The 7,166-nt window shown below is 69.7% G+C and carries 8 protein-coding genes; 7 read left to right on the forward strand and 1 reads right to left on the reverse strand.

Annotated features, from left to right (window positions below; translation table 11 throughout):
• From rpsB to VF542_RS01650, 7 genes are all read left to right on the forward strand, one after another.
• A partial coding sequence (rpsB, locus tag VF542_RS01620) for a 30S ribosomal protein S2 (protein ID WP_408649960.1) occupies positions 1-750 on the forward strand: 750 nt, incomplete at its 5' end.
• A gap of 129 nt (positions 751-879) precedes the next feature.
• Positions 880-1,704 (forward strand): translation elongation factor Ts, encoded by an 825-nt coding sequence (tsf, locus tag VF542_RS01625; RefSeq protein WP_408649961.1) that lies wholly within the window; start codon positions 880-882, stop codon positions 1,702-1,704.
• A 193-nt stretch (positions 1,705-1,897) separates the two neighbouring features.
• Entirely contained in the window at positions 1,898-2,590 is a 693-nt protein-coding gene (gene pyrH, locus VF542_RS01630) for a UMP kinase (protein WP_408649965.1), read from the forward strand.
• A 38-nt stretch (positions 2,591-2,628) separates the two neighbouring features.
• Complete coding sequence (gene frr, locus VF542_RS01635; RefSeq protein WP_408649962.1) at positions 2,629-3,192, forward strand: ribosome recycling factor; 564 nt, start codon at positions 2,629-2,631, stop codon at positions 3,190-3,192.
• Positions 3,192-4,607: a phosphatidate cytidylyltransferase gene (locus VF542_RS01640; protein WP_408649963.1), complete on the forward strand. Its 1,416-nt coding sequence runs from the start codon at positions 3,192-3,194 to the stop codon at positions 4,605-4,607. The genes frr and VF542_RS01640 overlap by 1 nt, the downstream gene beginning before the upstream one ends.
• 164 nt (positions 4,608-4,771) lie before the next feature.
• Positions 4,772-5,872, forward strand: a complete 1,101-nt coding sequence (gene rlmN, locus VF542_RS01645) for a 23S rRNA (adenine(2503)-C(2))-methyltransferase RlmN (RefSeq protein WP_408649966.1) — start codon at positions 4,772-4,774, stop codon at positions 5,870-5,872.
• 176 nt (positions 5,873-6,048) lie between these two features.
• Positions 6,049-6,882: a TrmB family transcriptional regulator gene (locus VF542_RS01650; protein WP_408649964.1), complete on the forward strand. Its 834-nt coding sequence runs from the start codon at positions 6,049-6,051 to the stop codon at positions 6,880-6,882.
• A gap of 118 nt (positions 6,883-7,000) precedes the next feature.
• Here VF542_RS01650 and VF542_RS01655 read toward each other — a convergent pair.
• Positions 7,001-7,166: VOC family protein (locus tag VF542_RS01655; protein ID WP_408649967.1), on the reverse strand; the 166-nt coding region annotated here is incomplete at its 5' end.

A 7,166-nucleotide genomic window follows, 5' to 3' on the forward strand; every position in this document is an offset into this window, starting at 1 on the left:
ATCGCCGAGCAGTCCACCCGGGTCGGCATGCCCTATGTCAACCAGCGCTGGCTGGGCGGCATGCTCACCAACTTCTCCACCGTCTACAAGCGGCTGCAGCGCCTGAAGGAACTCGAGGCGATGGAGGAGAACGGCTGGGAGGGCACCGCCACCAAGAAGGAACAGCTCATCCTGACCCGCGAGAAGATCAAGCTCGAGCGCACCCTGGGCGGCATCCGTGAGATGACCAAGACCCCGAGCGCGGTCTGGATCGTCGACACCAAGAAGGAGCACCTGGCAGTCGCCGAGGCCCACAAGCTCAACATCCCGGTCATCGCCATCCTGGACACCAACTGTGACCCGGACGAGGTCGACTACAAGATCCCGGGCAACGACGACGCCATCCGCAGCGCCGGCCTGCTGACCCGGGTGATCGCCGACGCGGTGGCCGAAGGGCTGATGCAGCGCGCCGGCCTGGCTGCCAACGCCGGCCGCGACGAGAAGCCCGAGCCGGGCGTGCTCGCCGCCGACGAGCCGCTGGCCGACTGGGAGACCGAGCTGCTCAAGCCCACCCAGACGCCCGACGTCGCCCCGGCCGAAGCAGCCCCCGCCGAAGCAGCCGAAGCAGCCGCCCCGGCAGAAGCGACCCCTGCAGCCGCCCCGGCAGAAGCGACCCCTGCAGCCGCCCCCGCCGAAGCAGCCGCTCCGGCCGAAGCAGCCACCGAGGCACCCACCGCGGACGCCAGCTCCGACGGCGCGACCGCTTCCTGACAGCGACCGCCTGGGCACAGGCAACCCCGCCGGGGAGGGCGTCCGTCTCGATGAGATCGGACGCCCTCGCCATGCGAGAGCGGGCCACCCACCTGAGATTCGAAAGACGAGAGACGGGACACATCAAAGATGGCAATCACTGCCGCCGACGTGAAGAAGCTCCGCGACGCCACCGGCGCCGGCATGATGGACGCGAAGAAGGCCCTGGAGAGCGCTGACGGGGACTTCGACAAGGCTGTGGAAGAGCTACGGATCAAGGGCGCCGGCAAGGCCGCCAAGCGCGGCGCCGAGCGCGAGACCAGCAACGGCCTGGTCGCCGCCGCCGAGAACGCGATGATCGAACTGGCCTGCGAGACCGACTTCGTCGCCAAGAACGAGCAGTTCCAGTCGCTGGCCGCCGACATCGTCGCCCACTTCGTCGGCTCCTCGGCCACCGATGCGCAGTCACTGCTGAACGAGACGCTGGTCGACGGCAAGACCGTGGCCGAGAACATCGAGGCCCTCAACGCCGTGATCGGCGAGAAGATCGAGCTGCGCCGCGCGGTGAAGCTCGACGGCAAGGTCGCGACCTACCTGCACCGCAAGTCCAGCGACCTGCCGCCGCAGGTGGGCGTCCTGGTCGCCTTCGAGGGCGACGACGTGAGCGCCGCCCGCGGCGCCGCGATGCAGGTCGCGGCGCTGAAGGCGCAGTTCCTCACCCGCGAGGACGTGCCGAGCGAGACGATCGAGAACGAGAAGCGGATCGCCGAGGCCACCGCCCGCGAGGAGGGCAAGCCCGAAGCCGCGCTGGGAAAGATCGTCGAGGGCAGGCTGAACGGCTTCTTCAAGTCCGAGGGTGGCGTGCTGCTGGAGCAGTCCGCCGTCCAGGACAACAAGAAGACCGTCAAGGCGATGATGGACGAGGCCGGTGTGAAGCTGCTCGGCTTCGCACGGTTCGAGGTCGGCTCAGCCTGACAGCCTGCGATCCGTCCGAGCCGTTGTCCGCGTTTCGGGCCGCGATGAGGCAGGATCGTTAGGGAACGCAATGACGAGGAGAGGGGCCGCCATGACCGAGACCGGACAGGCGGCCCTTCTGTCGTCTCCCGATCCGGAGTTCGTGCCGTCCAGCGATGGCAGCCGACCCGAGCGCGCCCCCTACCGGCGGGTGATGCTGAAGCTGTCGGGCCAGGTGTTCGGCGGCGGCGAGGTCGGCGTCGACCCGGACGTGGTGGCCTCGATCGCCCGGCAGATCTCCGAGGTCAACGATGCCGGCACCCAGGTGGCGGTGGTGGTCGGCGGCGGCAACTTCTTCCGCGGCGCCGAACTCAGCCAGCGCGGCATGGACCGTGACCGCGCCGACTACATGGGCATGCTGGGCACCGTGATGAACTGCCTGGCGCTGCAGGACTTCCTGGAGAAGGCGGGCGTGCCGACCAGGGTGCAGACCGCGATCACGATGGGCCAGGTCGCCGAGCCCTACGTGCCCCGCCGCGCCGAACGGCACCTGGAGAAGGGCCGGGTCGTCATCTTCGGAGCCGGTGCCGGCATGCCGTACTTCTCCACCGACACCGCCGCGGCGCAGCGTGCCCTGGAGATCGGCTGCAACGTGCTGCTGATGGGCAAGAACGGCGTCGATGGCGTCTACGACGCGGATCCGCGAACCAGCCCGAACGCCGTCAAGTTCGACACCATCAGTTACGACGAGGTGCTCAGCCGCGGGCTGCAGGTCGCCGATGCCACCGCCTTCAGCCTGTGCCGGGACAACGGGATGCCGATCGTGGTGTTCGATCTTGCCGATGGCAACATCGCACGGGTGATCCGTCGCGAGAAGATCGGCACGCTGGTCGGCCCCGAGGACTGACAGCGCACCGCCCGCATCGCTAGAACCAGGAGACTGACGTGATCGAGGAGACGCTCTTCGAAGCCGAGGAGAAGATGGAGAAGGCGGTCACCGTGCTGCGCGATGACCTGACCAGCCTCCGGACCGGCCGGGCGGCGGCGAGCAGCTTCGCCCGGATCACCGTCGAGTACTACGGTGCCATGACCCCGCTTCCGCAGCTGGCCTCGATCAGCACTCCCGAGGCTCGGATGGCGGTCATCAAGCCCTACGACGCCAGCCAGCTGCAGGCGATCGAGAAGGCCATCCGTAACAGCGATCTCGGCGTGAACCCCAGCAACGACGGCAACCTGATCCGAGTGATCTTTCCCCAGCTCACCGAGGAGCGCCGGCGCGAGCTGGTCAAGGTCGCCAAGAGCAAGGGCGAGGACGCCAAGGTCTCGATCCGGGCGGTGCGCCGGCACGCCAACGACACCTTCGGCAAGTTGGTCAAGGACAAGGAGAGCGGGGTCGGCGAGGACGACGCCCATCGCGCCGAGGCCGAACTGCAGAAGGTGACCGACAAGTACGTGGCGGCCGTGGACGACCTGGTCAGGCACAAAGAAGCCGAGCTTCTCGAGGTTTGATGACCGATCGTGACGAACCGCCGGTCGGCGAACCGCCTGCCTCGGCCGGTCGGCACGGCGGCGATGGTGGTCTGTCCGCGGCGGAGCTGATCGCCCGGTCGCGGGCGGCGTCACCCGGCCTTGCCCAGCGGCCGTCCAGGTCAGCCCGCCATGCGGCGGCCGAGGAGCCTCCGGCCGGATCACCGACTGACTCCGCATCACCGACCGCCTCCGCATCACCGACCGCCTCCGGATCGGCGACCGATGCCGGATCACCGACCGACGCCGGATCACCGACCGACGCCGAGTCGGCGACCGAGGCTGGATCGGCGGCCCGACACCTGCGGATCGTCGAGGCGCTACGGTCCGGTGGTGCCGGCAAGCCGGCCCGAGGTGGACTCGCGCTGGTCAGTTCCCGGCGCCCCGGCCCGGCGCTGGCCACGCCGGTGCTCGACCCGCCGGCCGACCCTCCCGACACCGCGGCACCCGGTGCTTCCCGCGCCACGAACGGCCGGACCGCCGCCGACCCCGGACTCGGCACGGCACCGGCCACCGCACTGACGGCAACGGCACCGGGAACGAGCCCGCCTGAGCTGAGCATCCCGCCGATCGCCCCGCCGCCGCGGAAGTCCCGGGCCGGCCGGAACCTACCCGCCGCGATCGGTGTCGGAGTGGGCCTGGCCGTCCTGATCATCGGCACGCTGGCCCTCTACCGTCCGAGCTTCGTGGTCCTGCTCAGCATCGCGGTCGCCATCGGGGTGTTCGAGATGGCGACGGCGATCGGCACCACCGAGACGCGGCCACCGCTGGTACCGCTGCTGGCGGGCGTGCTCGTCATGGAGGCGGCAGCGTGGTTCCGCGGCCCGGACGGCCTGGTCGGCGCGCTGCTGTTGACCGTGCTGGGTCTGACCGTCTGGCGGCTGGCCGACGGGGCCACCGGTTACCTGCGGGACGTGGCCGCCGGCAACCTGGTCGCGCTCTACGTCCCGTTCCTGGCGGGCTTTGCCGCCTTGATGGCGCATGCCGATGACGGCGCCGCCCGGATCGTGCTCTTCATCCTGACGGTGGTGTGCTCGGACACCGGTGGGTATGCGGTCGGTGTGCTGATCGGCAAGCATCCGATGGCACCCACCGTCTCGCCGAAGAAGTCCTGGGAGGGTTTCGCGGGCTCGCTGCTGGCCGGCGGGGTCGAAGGCGTGCTGATGATGGTGTTCTGCTTCCACCAGCAGTGGTGGCAGGGTGCGCTGTTCGGCGTCGCGGTGGTGGTCACCGCCACCCTCGGTGACCTGGGCGAGTCCATGATCAAGCGGGACCTCGGGATCAAGGACATGGGCAAGCTGCTGCCCGGCCATGGCGGCATCATGGACCGGCTGGACTCCCTGTTGCCGTGTGCCCCGGTGGCCTACCTGCTGCTGGCCGCGTTCCTGCCCGGCTGAGCCGCCCCACGCCCGAGCCGCCCCTAGGCTGAGTCGCCCCACGCCCGAGCCGCCCACACGTTGAGCCGCGCACGCACAGGCCGCTTAGCCGCCCGACGCCGCGAAGGCCCAGCGCCGGTCGATCGTGGCGTTCTCCGGCGGAGGGCCGTGGGACAATGGATGACCTGATGACCTCGCTTCCACTGATCTTCGACGCCCCGCGCAAGGCGACGCCGCCGCGCCATCTTGCCGACCTCTCACCGGCCGAACGCCGCGCCGCGGTGACCGAACTCGGCGAGAAGCCGTTTCGCGCCGACCAGCTGTCCCGGCACTACTTCGGCCGGCTGGCGAACGATCCCGCGGCCATGACGGACCTGCCGGCGGCGGTTCGGGACCGGCTCGGCGCCGCGTTGCTGCCACCGCTGTTGACCGAGGTGCGCCACGTCGAGACCGACCGCGGCACCACCCGCAAGACGCTGTGGCGGCTGCACGACGGCACCCTCGTGGAAAGCGTGCTGATGCGTTACCGCGACCGGCTCACGGTCTGCATCTCCAGCCAGGCCGGCTGCGGCATGGCGTGCCCGTTCTGCGCCACCGGCCAGGGCGGCCTCAACCGCAATCTGTCCACCGCCGAGATCGTCGAGCAGGCGGTCGCCGCTGCCCGGGTGGCGGCAGCTGGAGAACTGCCCGGTGGCCCGGTGCGGCTGTCCAACGTGGTGTTCATGGGCATGGGCGAGCCGCTGGCCAACTACAAGCGGGTGGCCGCGGCGCTGCACCGGCTGATCGATCCGGCCCCGTCCGGCCTGGGCCTGTCCCAGCGCTCGGTCACCGTCTCCACGGTCGGCCTGGTGCCTGCCATCGGCAAGCTCGCCGACGAGGGGCTCAACGTCACGCTGGCGGTGTCACTGCATGCCCCGGACGACGAGTTGCGCGACACCCTGGTGCCGGTGAACACCCGCTGGAAGGTCCGGGAGGTGCTCGAGGCCGCTGACGCCTACGCCGCGCGAACCGGACGCCGGTACTCGATCGAGTACGCGATGATTCGCAACATCAACGACCAGCCGTGGCGCGCGGACCTGCTCGGCACCCTGCTGTCGGGCCGGCTGGCGCATGTGAATCTGATCCCGCTCAACCCCACCCCCGGGTCGAAATGGGACGCTTCCCCCAAGCCGGTCGAGGAGGAGTTCATGGCTCGGTTGGCTGACCACGGTGTGCCGGTGACCGTCCGCGACACCCGCGGCCAGGAGATCGACGGTGCCTGCGGCCAGCTGGCGGCCCTCGGCTGATTGAGCCGGATCAGCCTCGACCAGCCGGTTCAGCGCTGATCACATGGAGCGCCCAGCTCCGGCCGCAGCGTCCGAGGTGCCGCCACACCAGGATTTCACATGCGGTTCACACGTGATTTTGAGGGTGCCGCCAAGAAACACGGGCTTTCCGGCGGATGGCTCGGTACCGTTCGGGCATGGCAGATCCGCACATGCATGTGCACGGCCTCGTGCAACTCGGGATGACCCGCTACGAGGCGAAGGCTTACCTGACCCTTATCCAACGGGAGAGCTACGCCGCTTCCGAACTGGCCAACGAGGCGGGCATTCCCCGGCAACGCATCTACGACGTGCTCAACAGCCTGGTCTCGCGGGGGCTGGCCCGTGATTGGCCGGGGCCGGTGACCAGGTACGCGGCAACGGATCCGGAAGCGGCTGTCGAGCGGCTGCTGGCGGTGCAGCGCCAGTCGCTGGCGGGACTTGAGTCCCACTCCACCAACCTCGCCGCCAGCCTGCGTGACACCTGGTCAGCGGGCCGGCAGGAGACCGCACCGCTGGACTACGTCGAGGTGCTGCGCGACCCCGGCATGGTCGGCGCTCGGTTCCGCGACCTGCAGCGGGAGGCCGAGAAGTCGCTGCTGACCCTGACGAAGCCGCCGTACGCGATGCCGAACAACCCGCTGGGCCTGGAGGCGACCCGCCGGATCGTGGCCAACGGTGGCGACGTCCGCTGCATCTACGAGCCGGGCATCCTCGACAACCCCGAGGTGGTCGCCGAGACGCTGGAGTTCATCAAGGCCGGCGAGGGGGCCCGGGTGGCTGCCGAGGTGCCGATGAAGCTGTGCCTGGCCGACGGTCACCGGGCGCTGTTCTCGCTGACCGACCCGATCGCGGGCGCGCTCACCTCGACCAACATCCTGGTCGAGCACCCGGCGCTGGCCAGCAGTCTGAGCTACGCGTTCGAGGCGATGTGGGCGCTCGGCGAGCCGTTCGAGGATGCCCTGGAGCGCCGGACCAAGTCCTCTGCCTAGCGCCCAGTTCGTCGGCTGGCCGTCGGACACCGCGACCAGGTAACGCACCATGGGTCGTCGGCAGCCGGGTTCGTCGGCGGCCGGGTTCGTCGGCGGCCGGGTTCGTCGGGCGGGTTGGTCAGTGCGCGATCTCCCAGATGTGTCCGGCCGGATCGGAGAAGCTCGCGGTGCGAATCCCCCACGGCCTGTCCATCGGTCCGTTCAGCAACCGGACGCCACGGCCGGTCAGCTGCTCGCACATGGCGTCCACGTCCTCGACCTCGATGGTGAACACTGTCCGCGGT

The organism is Jatrophihabitans sp. (assembly GCF_036389215.1).
In the GTDB taxonomy this organism is placed as follows: domain Bacteria; phylum Actinomycetota; class Actinomycetes; order Mycobacteriales; family Jatrophihabitantaceae; genus Jatrophihabitans_A.